12 protein-coding genes and 1 tRNA gene are annotated in these 16,674 nt (G+C 47.5%); all 13 read right to left on the reverse strand.

Annotated elements, in window-relative coordinates; genetic code table 11:
* Nucleotides 1-40 precede the first annotated feature (40 nt).
* Nucleotides 41-1,225, reverse strand: coding sequence for an elongation factor Tu (gene tuf / locus WG68_RS18665; protein WP_019677711.1), 1,185 nt, complete (start codon nucleotides 1,223-1,225; stop codon nucleotides 41-43).
* 58 nt (nucleotides 1,226-1,283) lie between these two features.
* Nucleotides 1,284-3,386, reverse strand: coding sequence for an elongation factor G (gene fusA, locus WG68_RS18670; RefSeq protein ID WP_046559243.1), 2,103 nt, complete (start codon nucleotides 3,384-3,386; stop codon nucleotides 1,284-1,286).
* Nucleotides 3,387-3,412: 26 nt separating this feature from the next.
* Nucleotides 3,413-3,883: a 30S ribosomal protein S7 gene (rpsG, locus tag WG68_RS18675; RefSeq protein ID WP_046559244.1), complete on the reverse strand. Its 471-nt coding sequence runs from the start codon at nucleotides 3,881-3,883 to the stop codon at nucleotides 3,413-3,415.
* Between the two features lie 90 nt (nucleotides 3,884-3,973).
* Nucleotides 3,974-4,348, reverse strand: coding sequence for a 30S ribosomal protein S12 (gene rpsL, locus WG68_RS18680; RefSeq protein WP_019677787.1), 375 nt, complete (start codon nucleotides 4,346-4,348; stop codon nucleotides 3,974-3,976).
* A gap of 151 nt (nucleotides 4,349-4,499) precedes the next feature.
* Nucleotides 4,500-8,681 carry a DNA-directed RNA polymerase subunit beta' gene (gene rpoC / locus WG68_RS18685; protein ID WP_046559245.1) on the reverse strand — a complete coding sequence of 1,394 codons (4,182 nt, stop codon included), beginning with the start codon at nucleotides 8,679-8,681 and terminating at the stop codon, nucleotides 4,500-4,502.
* Nucleotides 8,682-8,747: 66 nt separating this feature from the next.
* The gene (gene rpoB, locus WG68_RS18690; protein ID WP_046559246.1) at nucleotides 8,748-12,773 is read right to left on the reverse strand and encodes a DNA-directed RNA polymerase subunit beta; all 4,026 of its coding nucleotides are present in this window, start codon (nucleotides 12,771-12,773) and stop codon (nucleotides 8,748-8,750) included.
* A 177-nt stretch (nucleotides 12,774-12,950) separates the two neighbouring features.
* On the reverse strand, nucleotides 12,951-13,316 hold the full coding sequence (rplL, locus tag WG68_RS18695) for a 50S ribosomal protein L7/L12 (RefSeq protein ID WP_019677784.1): 366 nt from the start codon (nucleotides 13,314-13,316) through the stop codon (nucleotides 12,951-12,953).
* A 66-nt stretch (nucleotides 13,317-13,382) separates the two neighbouring features.
* Nucleotides 13,383-13,877 carry a 50S ribosomal protein L10 gene (rplJ, locus tag WG68_RS18700; RefSeq protein WP_019677783.1) on the reverse strand — a complete coding sequence of 165 codons (495 nt, stop codon included), beginning with the start codon at nucleotides 13,875-13,877 and terminating at the stop codon, nucleotides 13,383-13,385.
* 291 nt (nucleotides 13,878-14,168) lie between these two features.
* Entirely contained in the window at nucleotides 14,169-14,870 is a 702-nt protein-coding gene (gene rplA / locus WG68_RS18705; protein WP_046559247.1) for a 50S ribosomal protein L1, read from the reverse strand.
* A gap of 3 nt (nucleotides 14,871-14,873) precedes the next feature.
* Nucleotides 14,874-15,302: a 50S ribosomal protein L11 gene (gene rplK / locus WG68_RS18710; protein ID WP_046559248.1), complete on the reverse strand. Its 429-nt coding sequence runs from the start codon at nucleotides 15,300-15,302 to the stop codon at nucleotides 14,874-14,876.
* 122 nt (nucleotides 15,303-15,424) lie between these two features.
* Nucleotides 15,425-15,952: a transcription termination/antitermination protein NusG gene (gene nusG / locus WG68_RS18715; protein ID WP_046559249.1), complete on the reverse strand. Its 528-nt coding sequence runs from the start codon at nucleotides 15,950-15,952 to the stop codon at nucleotides 15,425-15,427.
* A 15-nt stretch (nucleotides 15,953-15,967) separates the two neighbouring features.
* Nucleotides 15,968-16,342: a preprotein translocase subunit SecE gene (gene secE, locus WG68_RS18720; RefSeq protein ID WP_046559250.1), complete on the reverse strand. Its 375-nt coding sequence runs from the start codon at nucleotides 16,340-16,342 to the stop codon at nucleotides 15,968-15,970.
* A gap of 85 nt (nucleotides 16,343-16,427) precedes the next feature.
* Nucleotides 16,428-16,504 (reverse strand) — tRNA-Trp (locus WG68_RS18725).
* Nucleotides 16,505-16,674 lie beyond the last annotated feature (170 nt).

The raw sequence follows: 16,674 nt of genomic DNA on the forward strand, positions 1-16,674 counted from the left end.
CAGGGGAGCCTTCTTTACATCACTGCTAATTAAATAATAATTAAGCGATGATTTTAGATACTACACCAGCACCTACAGTACGGCCGCCTTCACGGATTGCGAAGCGTAAACCTTCGTCCATCGCGATTGGGCAAATCAGCTCAACAACAAACTTCAGGTTGTCGCCTGGCATTACCATTTCTACGCCTTCTGGCAATTCAACTGCGCCAGTTACGTCGGTAGTACGGAAGTAGAACTGTGGACGGTAGCCTTTGAAGAACGGAGTATGACGACCGCCTTCTTCTTTTGACAATACGTACACTTCGCCTTCGAACTTAGTGTGTGGCTTGATTGAACCTGGCTTGGCCAATACCTGACCACGTTCTACGTCTTCACGCTTAGTACCACGTAATAAGGCACCGATGTTCTCGCCTGCACGACCTTCGTCTAACAGTTTACGGAACATTTCTACACCAGTACAGGTAGTAGCAACAGTGTCTTTGATACCAACGATTTCTACTGTCTCGCCTACTTTAACGATACCCTGCTCTACACGACCGGTTACAACAGTACCACGACCAGCAATTGAGAATACGTCTTCGATTGGCATGATGAATGGCTTGTCAATCGCACGTACCGGCTCAGGGATGTACGTATCTAACGCTTCGCCCAGCTCCAGAATTTTCTTTTCCCACTCAGCATCGCCTTCCAGGCCTTTCAGCGCTGAACCACGGATTACTGGTAAATCATCACCTGGGAAGTCGTAGTCTGAAAGAAGCTCGCGCACTTCCATTTCTACCAGCTCTAACAGCTCTTCGTCATCTACCATGTCACACTTGTTCATGAACACGATGATGTAAGGTACGCCTACCTGACGTGACAACAGGATGTGCTCACGCGTTTGTGGCATTGGGCCGTCAGTCGCAGCAACTACCAGAATTGCACCGTCCATCTGCGCCGCACCTGTGATCATGTTCTTAACATAGTCAGCGTGGCCTGGGCAGTCTACGTGGGCGTAGTGACGGGTTGGAGTGTCGTATTCAACGTGTGAAGTATTGATCGTGATACCACGAGCTTTTTCTTCTGGTGCTTTATCGATTTGATCGAAAGCAAATGCCTGACCGCCGTATGTCTTAGCTAATACGTTAGTGATAGCAGCTGTCAGAGTAGTTTTACCGTGGTCAACGTGACCGATGGTACCTACGTTTACGTGCGGTTTTACGCGTTCAAATTTAGCCTTAGCCATGTGTAGACCCTTCTATATTAAATTGTAGCCCGACATTACACCGGGCCATACTAATTGATTAGTTAGACTTACGTGCAGCGATAATCGCTTCAGTTACGTTGTTTGGTGCTTCCTGATAATTCAGAGGCTCCATTGAGTAAGAGGCGCGGCCCTGACTCAATGAACGCATGTTGGTTGCATAACCAAACATTTCTGATAACGGAACATTTGCGTCAACGATTTTGATACCACCAGGGGCATCGTCCATACCGTGGATAATACCGCGACGACGGTTTAAGTCACCCACTATATCACCCATAAACTCCTCAGGCACCACCACTTCAACTTTCATAATAGGCTCTAGTACTACCGGTTTCGCTTGTAGCGCACCTTTCTTAAAGCCCATTGAAGCAGCAACTTTAAATGCCATTTCGTTAGAGTCTACATCATGGTATGAACCATCAAAAACAGTGACTTTAACATCGATTACCGGGTAGCCCGCTAATACGCCGTTTTTCATCTGTTCTTGTATACCTTTGTCGATGGCAGGAATGTATTCTTTTGGAATAACACCACCCACTACCGCGTTGACGAACTCGTAACCTGCACCTTCTTCTTGCGGTTCGATTTTCAGCCAACAGTGACCAAACTGACCGCGACCACCAGACTGACGTACAAACTTACCTTCAACTTCGGTAGCCTGACGCAGCGTTTCGCGGTAAGAAACCTGTGGTTTACCCACGTTGGCTTCAACCTTGAATTCACGCCGCATGCGGTCAACGATAATGTCTAAGTGTAATTCGCCCATACCGGAAATAATGGTCTGGCCGGTTTCTTCGTCAGTATGCACCCGGAAAGAAGGATCTTCAGCAGCCAGTTTACCCAGCGCCACACCCATTTTTTCCTGATCAGCCTTGGTTTTTGGTTCAACGGCTACCGAGATAACAGGTTCAGGGAACTCCATCCGTTCCAGAATAATAATGTTATCCTGATCACATAAGGTGTCGCCTGTAGTGGTATCTTTTAAGCCGATTGCGGCGGCGATATCGCCGGCACGAACTTCTTTAATTTCTTCACGGGCATTGGCATGCATTTGCACCATCCGGCCGATCCGCTCTTTTTTCTGCTTTACCGAGTTGTAAATAGCAGAACCTGCTTCTACCACCCCTGAGTAAACCCGGAAAAAAGTCAGCGTACCAACAAATGGGTCAGTTGCGATTTTAAAGGCAAGCGCAGCAAAGGGTTCGTCATCACTGGAATGACGCTCACCTTCTGACTCATCTTCGAGAATACCATTTATCGCTTTCACTTCTGTTGGTGAAGGCAGGTATTCAATTACCGCGTCCAACATGGCCTGCACACCTTTGTTTTTAAAGGCTGAGCCACATAGTACCAATACCACTTCATTACGTAATGTCAGTGCACGAAGGGCTGATTTTATCTCTTGTTCAGAGAACTCATCACCGTCAAGGTAACGTTCCATCATGTCTTCACTGGCTTCAGCCGCAGCTTCAATCAGGTTCTGACGCCACTCTTTGCACTCTGCCAACATGTCAGATGGGATCTCTTCATAATTGAAGGTCATGCCCTGATCTTCCATGTTCCAGTTAATTGCTTTCATTTTGATCAGGTCAACCACACCACTAAAGTCGTCTTCAGCGCCAATAGGCAGCTGAATAGGTACAATAGTACTGTTCAGACGGGTCCGGGCCTGCTTAACTACCCGCAGGAAGTCAGCACCGGTCCGGTCCATCTTATTGACAAAAATCATCCGAGGAACTTCGTACTTGTTTGCCTGGCGCCATACCGTCTCTGTCTGCGGTTGCACCCCAGACGAGCCGCACAACACCACGACAGCACCATCCAACACCCGCAGCGAGCGTTCAACTTCAATCGTGAAGTCAACGTGGCCCGGGGTATCGATAATATTAACGCGGTGCTGCTCAAACTGAGCATTCATACCAGCCCAGAACGTCGTAGTGGCAGCTGAAGTAATAGTAATACCCCGTTCCTGCTCCTGCTCCATCCAGTCCATGGTTGCTGCGCCATCATGCACTTCACCAATCTTATGTGAACGACCGGTGTAAAAAAGTACACGCTCTGTAGTCGTGGTTTTACCCGCGTCTACATGCGCACAGATACCAATGTTGCGGTAACGCTCTATTGGGGTTGTACGTGCCACAATAGTGTCCTCATCTTTGAATCTGCTTACCAGCGGAAGTGAGCGAAAGCTTTATTCGCTTCGGCCATACGGTGCACGTCTTCACGCTTCTTAACCGCAGAACCTTTGTTTTCGATGGCATCCAGTATTTCACCAGCTAAACGCTGAGCCATTGATTTTTCACCACGTTTACGGGCAGCTTCTACCAACCAGCGCATAGCAAGAGCATTACGACGAACCTGACGAACTTCACATGGCACCTGATAGGTTGAACCACCTACCCGACGTGATTTAACTTCGACAGTTGGGCGAATGTTGTCTAAAGCAACTTCGAAAAGATCAATATGCTCTTTCTTCGATTTGGTAGCTGCAATTTCTAAGGCGCCGTATACAATTGATTCGGCTGTGGATTTTTTTCCGTCGACCATAACGACATTAACAAACTTGGCAAGTAATTCACTTCCGAACTTAGGATCTGGAAGGATTTTACGTTGACCTATGACGCGTCTTCTTGGCATTCGTAACTCCGATTGCTTCAGGTGATTCCAAAACTTTTAATACATTAAAGAAAAAAAGTTGTTTAGTTTGGCCTTACTAACGGAGTACCGTTATTTCTTAGGCCGCTTCGCACCGTACTTAGAACGGGCTTGTTTACGATCTTTAACGCCTGCACAGTCTAATGTGCCACGTACGGTGTGGTAACGCACACCTGGAAGGTCTTTTACCCGGCCACCGCGAATAAGCACAACACTGTGCTCTTGCAGATTATGACCTTCACCACCAATGTAAGAAGAAACTTCGAATCCGTTAGTTAAACGAACACGGCATACTTTACGTAATGCTGAGTTTGGCTTCTTAGGTGTAGTGGTGTATACACGGGTACAAACACCACGCTTCTGCGGGCAAGCTTCAAGCGCCGGAACGGTGCTCTTGGCTACCTTCTGGCTGCGCGGCTTACGCACTAGCTGGTTGATTGTTGCCATTAAATACTCCTGGTTAATAAATACCCAATAAACGTGAAAATTCCGCACCCCAAAATTAGGGTCGCGGAATTCTAATGGTCAAGCTTTGACCTGTCAAGTTACAATGTACTTTGCCGGCTTTTTAAACACCGACAAAGTACCTGCTCCTTTCTTACTCGTTGTTGCCCGACAAATTCATATTAAGTGCATCGGTCAGAGCTTGTTCAGCTGTCTCCGCACTCATTGACGGTTCAACAACGTCGGTATTGCCGCCACGTTGACGCATACGGGCACGGTTTTGATGATAAGCAAAACCAGTACCTGCAGGGATCAAGCGGCCAACAATAACGTTTTCTTTCAAACCACGCAGTTCATCAAATTTGCCACCTACGGCGGCTTCAGTCAGAACGCGGGTTGTTTCCTGGAACGAGGCAGCCGAAATAAACGAGTCAGTCGACAACGATGCCTTGGTAATACCTAATAACGAACGCTCATATTGCGCTGGCATTTTACCGGCCGCTTCCAAATCACGATTAGCGATATTGACGCGGGCCACTTCTGCCATTTCACCTTCCAGGAACTCACTGTCGCCAGGGCTGGTGATAACACACTTACGCAGCATCTGCCGAATAATGGTTTCAATGTGCTTATCGTTGATTTTTACGCCTTGTAAGCGATATACGTCCTGAACTTCGTTGACGATGTAACTGGCTACATGGTGAATGCCCCGTAAACGCAGAATATCGTGCGCCGACTCAGGGCCTTCAGAGATAACTTCGCCTTTCTCAATGCGTTCACCTTCGAACACGTTAACCTGACGCCATTTCTGGATCATCTCTTCATGTGCATCACCCTGTTCCGGAGTAATCACCAGACGGCGCTTACCTTTGGTTTCTTTACCGAAGCTAATAACACCAGAGATTTCGGCCAGAATGGCAGGATCTTTTGGTTTGCGCGCTTCAAATAAGTCGGCAACACGTGGCAGACCACCGGTAATATCGCGGGTTTTAGAACTTTCCTGTGGAATACGTGCTAATACACCGCCGGTGGGCACCTCTTCGCCATCAGCCACTTCAATAGTGGTGAAGCTTGGCAGGCGAATTTCCTGCAGACCACCATCATCGGTTGCCAGGATAAGTTTCGGCTCCTTCGCATTTGCTTTGGCCAAATCTTTTACCACTGTCCGGGTTAAGCCGGTCAGCTCATCCTGTTGTACTTCGGTGTTAGTATCATCTACATCACTGAAACTTACCTTAGCACCGCGCTCAACGATAATAGGGTGTGAATGCGGATCCCAGTTAGCGACGATTTGACCAGAGGCCACTTTGGCGTTGTCATCAGTCGCCATAATAGAACCGTAAGGCAGCTTATAGCGCTCTTTTTCACGACCCAACTCGTCAAATACTGTGACTTCAGCCGAACGTGAGGTAATAACAATTTTGTTATCCGCATTACGCACGAATTTGGCATTATGCAGTTTTAAGGTACCGGCGTTTTTCACCTGGACACTGTTTTCTGCTGATGCCCGTGAAGCCGCACCACCGATGTGGAAGGTACGCATCGTTAACTGAGTACCTGGCTCACCGATTGACTGCGCAGCGATAACACCGACAGCTTCACCGGCGTTGATCAGGTGACCACGCGCTAAGTCACGGCCGTAGCATTTGGCACAAACACCAAAGTCGGTCTGACAGGTAATTACTGAGCGAACGTGCACTTCATCAATTGAATTTTGCTCAATCAAATCACAAAGATGCTCGTCCAGCATGGTGCCGTCAGCAACCAGTACTTCGCCGGTGGTGGGTGATACTACATCACCAATTACTACCCGGCCCAGTACGCGCTCCCGCAGGCCTTCTACCACGTCGCCACCTTCGATCAACGGCTTCATAATGATGCCCTGATCTGAACCACAGTCACTTTCGGTAACCACTAAATCCTGGGCAACATCAACCAGACGACGGGTCAGGTAACCTGAGTTCGCAGTTTTCAGTGCTGTATCGGCCAGACCCTTACGGGCACCGTGGGTAGAGATAAAGTACTGTAATACGCTTAAGCCTTCGCGGAAGTTAGCGGTAATCGGCGTTTCAATGATAGATCCATCTGGCTTAGCCATCAAACCACGCATTGCCGATAACTGACGGATCTGCGCCGGTGAACCCCGGGCGCCTGAGTCGGCCATCATATATACCGAGTTAAAGGATTGCTGCTCTACCGTATTGCCTTCACGATCGACCACAGACTCTTTTGACAAGTTGTCCATCATCGCCTTTGACAAGGTTTCGTTAGCGGTTGACCAGATATCGATAACTTTGTTGTATTTTTCACCAGCAGTAACCAGGCCTTGCTGGAACTGGTCCTGAATCTCTGCAACTTCCGTTTCTGCAGCCTCGATAATCTCGGTTTTTGCAGCCGGGATCACCATGTCATCAATACCTACCGATACGCCTGACAACATCGCGTAATGGAAACCGGTATACATGATTTGGTCAGCCAGGATAACAGTCTTTTTCAGACCGATACGCCGGTAAGCGCCATTCAACAGGCGGGAAATTTGCTTCTTACCCATTGCCTGATTCACCGAATCAAAGGCTAAGCCTTCTGGCAGGATAGAGAACAAGATAGCACGGCCAACAGTGGTATCGCGCACTGCGGTGGTCTCAGTACGGTTACCATCTTCAGCAATTTCTACTTCAGTAATCCGCACTTTCACTTTTGCATGCAGGCTGGCACAATCAGCACGGAAGGCTTTTTCAGCTTCCTTCGCACTTTTGAACATCATGCCTTCGCCTTTGACGTTAATCGCCTCACGCGTCATATAGTACAAACCTAATACCACGTCCTGTGAAGGTACGATAATAGGCTCACCGTTAGCTGGCGACAGTACGTTGTTGGTTGACATCATCAACGCACGGGCTTCTAACTGTGCTTCAATAGTTAACGGTACGTGCACCGCCATTTGGTCACCATCGAAGTCGGCGTTATATGCCGCACACACTAACGGGTGCAGCTGAATCGCTTTACCTTCAATCAGTACCGGTTCGAATGCCTGAATACCTAAACGGTGCAGGGTTGGTGCACGGTTTAACAGTACCGGATGTTCGCGGATAACTTCATCCAGCACGTCCCATACCGCGCCTTCTTCGCGCTCAACCATCTTCTTAGCCGCTTTAATCGTCGTGGCTAAACCGCGGGCTTCTAACTTACCGTAGATGAAAGGCTTGAATAATTCTAAAGCCATTTTCTTCGGTAAACCGCACTGATGCAGACGTAAAGTAGGACCTACGGTAATAACCGACCGGCCTGAGTAATCAACCCGCTTACCTAACAAGTTTTGACGGAAACGACCCTGCTTACCTTTGATCATATCAGCCAAAGATTTCAGTGGGCGCTTGTTTGAGCCAGTGATAGCGCGGCCGCGACGACCGTTATCTAGCAACGCATCTACTGCTTCTTGCAGCATACGCTTTTCGTTACGAACGATAATGTCAGGCGCTGATAAATCTAACAGCCGCTTTAAGCGGTTGTTACGGTTGATTACCCGGCGATATAAGTCGTTCAGATCTGAAGTCGCAAAACGGCCACCGTCCAGTGGTACCAGAGGACGTAAATCCGGTGGCAATACTGGCAGCACGGTCATTATCATCCACTCTGGCTTGTTACCAGAAGTGAAGAACGATTCCATCAGTTTTAAACGCTTACTGATTTTCTTACGCTTGGTTTCAGAGTTGATAGTAGGCAGCTCTTCACGCATCTGCTTGATTTCAACTGCTAAGTCGATACCACGCAGGATGTCCAGTACAGCCTCAGCACCCATCTTGGCTTCAAACTCGTCGCCATGCTCTTCCAGTACGTCCAGATATTCTTCTTCAGTTAACATCTGGCGACGCTCTAACGAGGTCATGCCTGGCTCGGTTACCACGTAGCTTTCGAAATACAGCACGCGCTCGATATCACGCAGGGTCATATCCAGTAATAAACCAATGCGGCTTGGCAGTGATTTTAAGAACCAGATATGCGCTACCGGGCTGGCCAGCTCAATGTGGCCCATCCGCTCACGACGTACCTTGGTTAAGGTCACTTCAACGCCACACTTTTCACAGATAACACCGCGGTGCTTTAAGCGCTTGTACTTACCGCACAAACACTCGTAATCTTTTACCGGACCAAAAATCCGGGCACAGAATAAACCGTCACGCTCTGGTTTAAAGGTACGGTAGTTGATCGTCTCTGGCTTTTTCACTTCACCAAATGACCATGAACGGATCATATCCGGTGAGGATAAACCGATACGAATAACATCAAACTCTTCAGTTTTAGTTTGTTGTTTCAGAAACTTTAATAAGTCTTTCACCTTTGCTCTCCTGTAAGAGGTAAACCGGAATGGGGCAGCGCACTGCCCCGCCAACTAACTGTCGGTTTATTCCTCTTCCAATTCGATATTGATACCGAGCGAACGGATTTCTTTCATCAGTACGTTGAAAGATTCTGGCATGCCAGGTTCCATTCTGTGGTCGCCGTCAACGATGTTTTTATACATCTTGGTACGACCGTTGACGTCATCAGACTTAACAGTAAGCATTTCCTGCAGGGTATAAGCCGCACCATAAGCTTCTAATGCCCACACTTCCATCTCACCGAAACGCTGACCACCGAACTGTGCCTTACCACCCAGCGGCTGCTGCGTGACCAGACTGTAAGAACCGGTAGAACGCGCGTGCATCTTGTCGTCAACTAAGTGGTTCAGTTTCAGCATATACATGTAGCCAACCGTAACCTTCCGTTCAAAGGTATTACCGGTACGACCATCATATAAGGTGATCTGACCGCTGGTCGGCAAATCGCCAAGTGTTAATAACTCTTTGATTTCTGATTCTTTAGCACCATCAAATACCGGTGTTGCCACTGGCAGACCTTTGCGCAGGTTTTGCGCCAGGCGACGAACTTCATCATCAGTGAAACTGGCGATATCCACGTTTTGGCGTGATTCACCTAATGCATACACTTTAACCAGGAATTCGCGGATTTCAGCCACTTCTTTCTGATCTTTGATCATGCCGTCAATTTTGTCACCGATTCCACGAGCCGCTAAGCCCAGGTGAGTTTCCAGAATCTGACCAATGTTCATCCGTGACGGAACACCTAACGGGTTCAGTACGATATCAACCGGCTGGCCTTTTTCATCGTATGGCATGTCTTCAACCGGCACGATAGTTGAAATAACACCCTTGTTACCGTGACGCCCAGCCATTTTATCACCTGGCTGGATCCGACGTTTAACCGCCAGATACACTTTAACAATTTTCAGTACGCCCGGGGCTAAATCATCACCCTGAGTGATCTTACGGCGTTTTAATTCAAACTTCTTATCGTACTCAACCCGAATTTCTTCGAACTGGGCCGCTAACTGTTCTAAATCGTTCTGCTTGTCTTCATCGCTTAAGCTTTGATTAAACAACGCATCGCCTTTCAGGGTATCCAGCCTGGCACGGTCTAAACCGCTTTGTTCAAGCAGGTTACGGGCACGGTCATAAATACCTGCTTCCAGAATACGGAATTCCTCATTCAGGTCTTTCTTAGCCTGTTTGACTTCCATTTCCTCGATTTCACGGGCGCGCTTGTCTTTTTCAACGCCATCACGGGTAAATACCTGCACATCAATAACGGTACCCGTTACTGAGTTTGGTACCCGCAGTGAGGTATCTTTAACATCAGAGGCTTTTTCACCGAAGATAGCACGTAACAGCTTTTCTTCCGGGGTTAACTGGCTTTCACCTTTAGGGGTTACTTTACCAACAAGAATATCACCACCTTTCACTTCAGCACCGATATAGACGATGCCGGCTTCATCCAGCTTACTTAGCGCTGATTCACCCACGTTAGGGATATCACCGGTAATTTCTTCAGGCCCAAGCTTGGTATCACGCGCAATACAGCTTAATTCCTGAATATGGATAGTGGTTAAGCGATCTTCCTGCACCAGGCGCTCGGATAACAAAATCGAATCTTCGAAGTTGTAACCATTCCACGGCATAAAGGCCACGCGCAGGTTCTGACCTAACGCCAGTTCGCCCAAATCGGTAGACGGACCATCGGCCAGTACATCGCCACGTTCAATCGGTTCACCATGGTTTACGCAAGGGCGCTGGTTAATACAGGTGTTCTGGTTCGAACGGGTGTATTTAGTCAGGTTGTAGATATCAATACCGGCTTCACCGGCAATCATTTCTTCTTCGTGTACTTTAATAACGATACGGCTGGCGTCGACATAATCAACTGTACCACCACGTTTCGCTACTACCGTTACACCTGAATCTTTTGCCACCACCCGCTCAATGCCCGTACCTACCAGCGGCTTATCAGCACGCAGGGTTGGAACTGCCTGACGTTGCATGTTCGATCCCATCAGGGCCCGGTTAGCATCATCGTGTTCCAGAAACGGAATCAGGGCTGCCGCAACCGATACAATTTGCTGTGGTGCAACATCCATATACTGCACTTCTGATGATGGCATCAGAGTAAATTCGTTTTTGTAACGACACGGTACTAACTCTTCTGACAGACGGTTCTCTTCATTCAGTTCAGCGTTAGCCTGAGCAATAACAAAGTTGCCTTCTTCAATGGCTGATAAGAAGTCTACTTCGTCGGTCACAATGCCGTTTTCAATCCGACGGTACGGGGTTTCCAGGAAACCATACTCGTTAGTCTGAGCAAACATTGATAACGAGTTGATCAGACCGATATTCGGACCTTCCGGCGTTTCAATCGGACATACCCGACCGTAATGCGTTGGGTGAACGTCACGTACTTCGAAGCCTGCACGCTCGCGGGTTAAACCACCCGGGCCTAAAGCAGAAATACGACGCTTGTGTGTCACTTCTGACAGTGGGTTATTCTGATCCATAAACTGTGACAGTTGGCTGGAACCGAAGAACTCTTTAACTGCGGCAGAAATTGGTTTGGCGTTAATTAAATCCTGAGGCATCACGGCGTCTAAGTCGCCAAGCGATAAACGCTCCTTCACTGCGCGCTCAACACGTACTAAACCTACCCGGAACTGGTTCTCAGCCATTTCACCAACAGAACGAATGCGGCGATTACCTAAGTGGTCAATGTCATCAACTTCGCCGTTACCGTTACGAATATCAATTAACACCTTCATCACTGCCAGGATATCTTCTTTACTCAGTACGCCTGCGCCAATGTTTTCTTCAAAGTTAACCCGACGGTTAAACTTCATCCGGCCAACCGTTGACAGGTCGTAACGGTCTTCAGAGAAGAATAAATTCTCAAACAGGGTTTCAGCGGCTTCACGCGTTGGTGGCTCACCTGGGCGCATCATCCGGTAAATTTCTACCAGCGCTTCAATCTTGTTGTTGCTGGGATCAATGCGGATAGTTTCTGAAACATAAGAACCTTGGTCTAAATCGTTTATATACAGCGTTTCAAAACTGTCATAGCCGGCTTTAGTCAGCTTAGCTAGCAAGTCCAGGGTCAGCTCAGCATTTGCTTCTGCAACAATTTCACCGCTTGAAGTATCAACATAGTTTTTGGCCAGTACCCGGCCAACTACGTACTCATGCGGTACTTCCATCATGGTTAAGCCGGTTTTTTCCAGCTGACGCACATGGCGGGCAGTGATTCGACGACCTTGCTCAACAATGACTTCACCATCGTTGTCTTTAATATCAAAACCGGCTGTTTCACCACGCAAGCGGTTTGCCACCACTTCCATTAGTAATTTGCCGTCTTTGACTTCAAATTTGGTGTTTTCAAAGAAAATAGCCAGAATTTGTTCAGTACTGAACTCCAGCGCCCGCAGTAAAATCGTTGCCGGTAATTTACGACGACGGTCTATGCGAACAAACAGGTTGTCTTTGGCATCAAATTCAAAGTCTAACCATGAACCACGGTAAGGAATAACGCGGGCGTTATACAATACTTTACCAGAAGAATGCGTTTTACCGCGGTCGTGGTCAAAGAATACACCCGGGCTGCGATGCAACTGAGAAACAATAACCCGCTCAGTACCATTAATTACAAAGGTACCGTTTTCAGTCATCAGCGGGATTTCACCCATGTAAACTTCTTGCTCACGAATGTCTTTAATCGTGCCTGGTGCTTCTTTATCAAATAACACCATGCGTAATTTAACGCGTAACGGTGCGGAATAAGTTACGCCTCGAATTTGACATTCTTTTACATCAAAAACAGGTTCCCCAATGCGGTAGCTGACATACTGCAATTCCGCGCTGCCTGAATAGCTTTTGATTGGAAATACAGAGCGGAACGCGGCTTCTAAACCGTATCCACCTTCCGGGTCTGGCTCGATAAATTTGCTGAAAGACTCGATTTGAATCGATAGCAGGTATGGCACATCCAGTACTTCCGGACGTTTGCCGAAGTCCTTACGGATACGTTTCTTCTCAGAATAAGAGTAAGTCATGGGGTTCCTCAGCTTGCTGATTTTTTTCCCAACTACCGAATTACCGGTAATTTATTGCTACCAGACATGGTAACAGCAGGGGTGGGGAAATCATTGTCCCACAGCGCAAAAAGGCCGGTGATTAATTCATCACCAGCCCAGCCCGAATTTCAGGCAGTTAACCCGGTTTTTACCGGATTATTTAACTTCAACAGATGCACCAGCTTCTTCAAGATCTTTCTTAAGAGCAGCTGCTTCATCTTTAGAAACGCCTTCCTTGATGGCAGCAGGAGCTGACTCAACCAGGTCTTTCGCTTCTTTCAGGCCTAAACCGGTAGCGCCACGTACTGCCTTGATAACAGATACTTTGTTAGGGCCAACAGCAGCCAGAATTACGTTGAATTCTGTTTGTTCTTCAGCGGCAGCAGCCGGGCCAGCAGCAACAGCTACAGCGGCAGCGGCAGATACGCCAAATTTTTCTTCCATTGCAGTTACTAACTCAACTACATCCATTACAGACATTGCTGCGATAGCATCTAAGATTTGATCTTTAGTCACTGACATTGCTCAGATTCCTAAATTAGGGGACGAGTCCCGAATTAAATTCCACTCACCAAACAACACGTATAATTACGCGGCTTGATCCTGTTTTTGGTCGCGAACCGCGGCAATTGTACGTACAAGTTTGCCGGCTGCTGCCTCTTTCATAGTGCTCATTAAGCGTGCAATAGCTTCGTTGTATGTTGGTAACGATGCTAAAACGTCAATGCTTACTGTTTCGCCATTAAAAGCGGCACTTTTCAACTCGAACTGTTTGTTGTCTTTAGCAAAATCTTTAAAGATCCGTGCTGCAGCACCTGGGTGCTCTTTAGAGAACGCAATCAGTGTCGGGCCTACGAATGCATCTTTCAAACACTCGAATTCGGTGCCATCTACTGCACGGCGCACTAAGGTATTACGGACAACTTTCATCCAAACACCGGCATCACGCGCTTGCTTACGCAAGGCAGTGATGTTGCCTACAGTGACACCACGAGCGTCTGCGACTACCGCAGATAAAGCACCTTTGGCAGCTTCCTGGACTTCAGCAACAATTGCTTTTTTGTCATCAAGCTTTATAGCCATTGGCTCTTAACTCCTGGTTCATCCGGATAAGATTATCCGGTTGCCTACACATCGCCTCTGGTGACCCGAAGGCGCGCGATTTACGGTGAGACCAGATTGAATTTAATTCCGTCTGGGGCCTGCACCGTCTGCGTAGGTTGTAATTTTAAGCAACTGGGCTTTCGCTTTGTTGCACCTACGGTCTTGGACGGAAGCGCGGTCTGATCGCTTTGACACGATAAAACAGCTCTTCTACCCGAATTTTTGAGGGCGGGATTATAGAACAATACCGCCCATCTGTAAAGCTATGCCTTAAACCACAGCGCTCAGAGAGGCTTGGTTTAACGTCATACCGGCACCATGAGTAGAGGAAATGGTTACTTTCTTAATGAAAATACCTTTCGCTACAGAAGGCTTGGCACGCTTTAAAGCAATCAGCAATGATTCTAAGTTTTCTTTTAACTTATCAGCATCAAAGTCGATTTTACCGATAGTAGAATGGATAATACCATTCTTATCGTTACGGTAACGAACCTGACCGGCTTTAGCATTCTTAACCGCTTCAGCAACGTTTGGAGTAACGGTGCCGGTTTTAGGGTTAGGCATTAAACCACGTGGGCCTAAAATCTGACCTAACATACCAACAACACGCATTGCATCCGGAGATGCAATAACAACGTCAAAGTCCATTACGCCTTTCTTAACCTGTTCGGCTAAGTCTTCCATACCAACGATGTCTGCACCGGCAGCTTTAGCGGCTTCAGCGTTAGCACCCTGGGTAAACACTGCAACACGTACCGTGCGGCCAGTACCATGTGGCAGTACAGTTGCACCGCGCACGTTCTGGTCTGACTTACGAGCGTCGATGCCCAAGTTGATTGCTACATCAACGCTTTCCAGGAACTTGCCTGCGGTTAATTCTTTTAACAAAGCAACTGCTTCGTTGATATCATATTCGCGAGTTACATCTACTTTAGAGCGGATTAACTTAGCGCGTTTTGTTAATTTAGCCATCGATTAGCCCTCCACCACTAAGCCCATTGAACGAGCAGTACCTTCAATGGTACGCACCGCAGCAGCATGATCTGCAGCTGTTAAGTCAGGTTGTTTGATCTTAACGATCTCATCAATCTGCGCAGCTGAAACCTTGCCTACTTTCTGGGTATTCGGACGACCTGAACCACTCTTCAGTGCCGCTGCTTTTAACAGCAGGAACGACGCTGGCGGGGTACGGGTTTCGAATGTGAAAGAACGATCGCTGTATACAGTAATAACTACTGGGATCGGCATACCTTTTTCAAGGCTTTCAGTACGGGCGTTAAAGCCTTTACAGAATTCCATGATATTGACGCCGTGCTGACCCAATGCTGGACCAACTGGCGGCGAAGGGTTGGCCATACCGGCTTTAACCTGCAGCTTTATTAGTGCTGTGACTTTCTTTGCCATGTTTCACCTCTGTTATAGGGTCGTAGCCTTGTAAATGCGAGGACACTTACTCAAACGGCTCCCCTGACGATAAAAAGGGCGCAGATTATATTTTAATCAGCACCCCGTTACAACCAATATATTTACGCTTTCTCGACCTGACCAAATTCCAGTTCTACCGGGGTAGCACGGCCAAATATTAATACCGAGACTTTTACGCGGCTCTTTTCGTAGTCGACTTCTTCAACTACACCATTGAAATCGGCAAACGGACCTTCTGTAACGCGCACAACCTCACCTGCCTCAAACAAGGTTTTTGGTTTCGGCTTGTCAGCATTATCCTGCAGACGATTTAAAATCGTCATCGCTTCTTTCTCAGAAATGGGGGCCGGGCGATCTGATGTACCACCTATAAAACCTAATACGCGCGGAACACTCTTCACTAAGTGCCATGCTTCTTCGCACATTTCCATTTGCACCAACACGTAACCCGGGAAAAATTTACGCTCGGACTTACGCTTCTGGCCAGCGCGCATTTCAATCACTTCTTCGGTAGGTACTAAGACTTCACCAAATTTCTCTTCCATTTGGTTAAGTTTAATATATTCCCGTAGTGATGTGGCAACGCGTTGCTCAAATCCTGAAAACGCTTGCACAACATACCAACGCATTTTTGCAACCATGCTTTAAATCCCCAATCCGGTAAAGAAAGAAACAACCCGAAGTAAAATGGCATCCAGGCCCCATAACAGCAAGCCCATAATAATAGTAGCGATTATGACAACCAGGGTAGTTTGCATGGTTTCCTGACGGGTAGGCCATACTACTTTGCGGATTTCAGTACGAGACTCTTTAGCGAAATTAATAAAGGTACGCCCTTTATTGGTTTGTGCAGCGACTACACCAGCAATAATGACCAACACTACGATGGCTATAGCACGCTCTAACGCACCCAACTCGTATACATAGTTACCGACCACCGCCAATGACAGAATAGCAAAAACTAATAACCATTTAACCAGATCAAGCCCGTTTTTTGGATTTTCGCTCGCAACGCTCATGCTCTAACTCACTTCAATTTGGCGTGTATTATGCCACTCGTTATTAACTATCAGATGCAGCCGGCATTGGCTGACACCATAAATTTGGCAGGGGCAGAGGGATTCGAACCCCCAACCATCGGTTTTGGAGACCGCTGTTCTACCAATTGGAACTATGCCCCTTCAGTCTTTTAAATGGCTATAAAAGCAGCCAGCCATTAAATAGCCGCTCATTATACTGCCTCAGCTAACTAAAACAAGCGTACTGTGCCCATCCTGCGCAGTTTTGGGTTAATTTAGTTGCCAGTAACAAAAAAGGCTCCGCAGGGGAGCCTTCTTTACATCACTGCTAA

This window comes from Arsukibacterium ikkense (assembly GCF_000987775.1).
Taxonomy (GTDB): Bacteria; Pseudomonadota; Gammaproteobacteria; order Enterobacterales; family Alteromonadaceae; genus Alishewanella; species Alishewanella ikkense.

Bases quoted from the DNA above. Each gene is read 5' to 3' on its own strand.
- rpsL (WP_019677787.1), bottom strand. From the start codon at position 4,348: ATGGCAACAATCAACCAGCTAGTGCGTAAGCCGCGCAGCCAGAAGGTA.
- rplK (WP_046559248.1), bottom strand. From the start codon at position 15,302: ATGGCAAAGAAAGTCACAGCACTAATAAAGCTGCAGGTTAAAGCCGGT.
- rpsG (WP_046559244.1), bottom strand. From the start codon at position 3,883: ATGCCAAGAAGACGCGTCATAGGTCAACGTAAAATCCTTCCAGATCCT.
- tuf (WP_019677711.1), bottom strand. From the start codon at position 1,225: ATGGCTAAGGCTAAATTTGAACGCGTAAAACCGCACGTAAACGTAGGT.
- secE (WP_046559250.1), bottom strand. From the start codon at position 16,342: ATGAGCGTTGCGAGCGAAAATCCAAAAAACGGGCTTGATCTGGTTAAA.
- rplA (WP_046559247.1), bottom strand. From the start codon at position 14,870: ATGGCTAAATTAACAAAACGCGCTAAGTTAATCCGCTCTAAAGTAGAT.
- rpoB (WP_046559246.1), bottom strand. From the start codon at position 12,773: ATGACTTACTCTTATTCTGAGAAGAAACGTATCCGTAAGGACTTCGGC.
- rplJ (WP_019677783.1), bottom strand. From the start codon at position 13,877: ATGGCTATAAAGCTTGATGACAAAAAAGCAATTGTTGCTGAAGTCCAG.
- rplL (WP_019677784.1), bottom strand. From the start codon at position 13,316: ATGTCAGTGACTAAAGATCAAATCTTAGATGCTATCGCAGCAATGTCT.
- nusG (WP_046559249.1), bottom strand. From the start codon at position 15,952: ATGCGTTGGTATGTTGTGCAAGCGTTTTCAGGATTTGAGCAACGCGTT.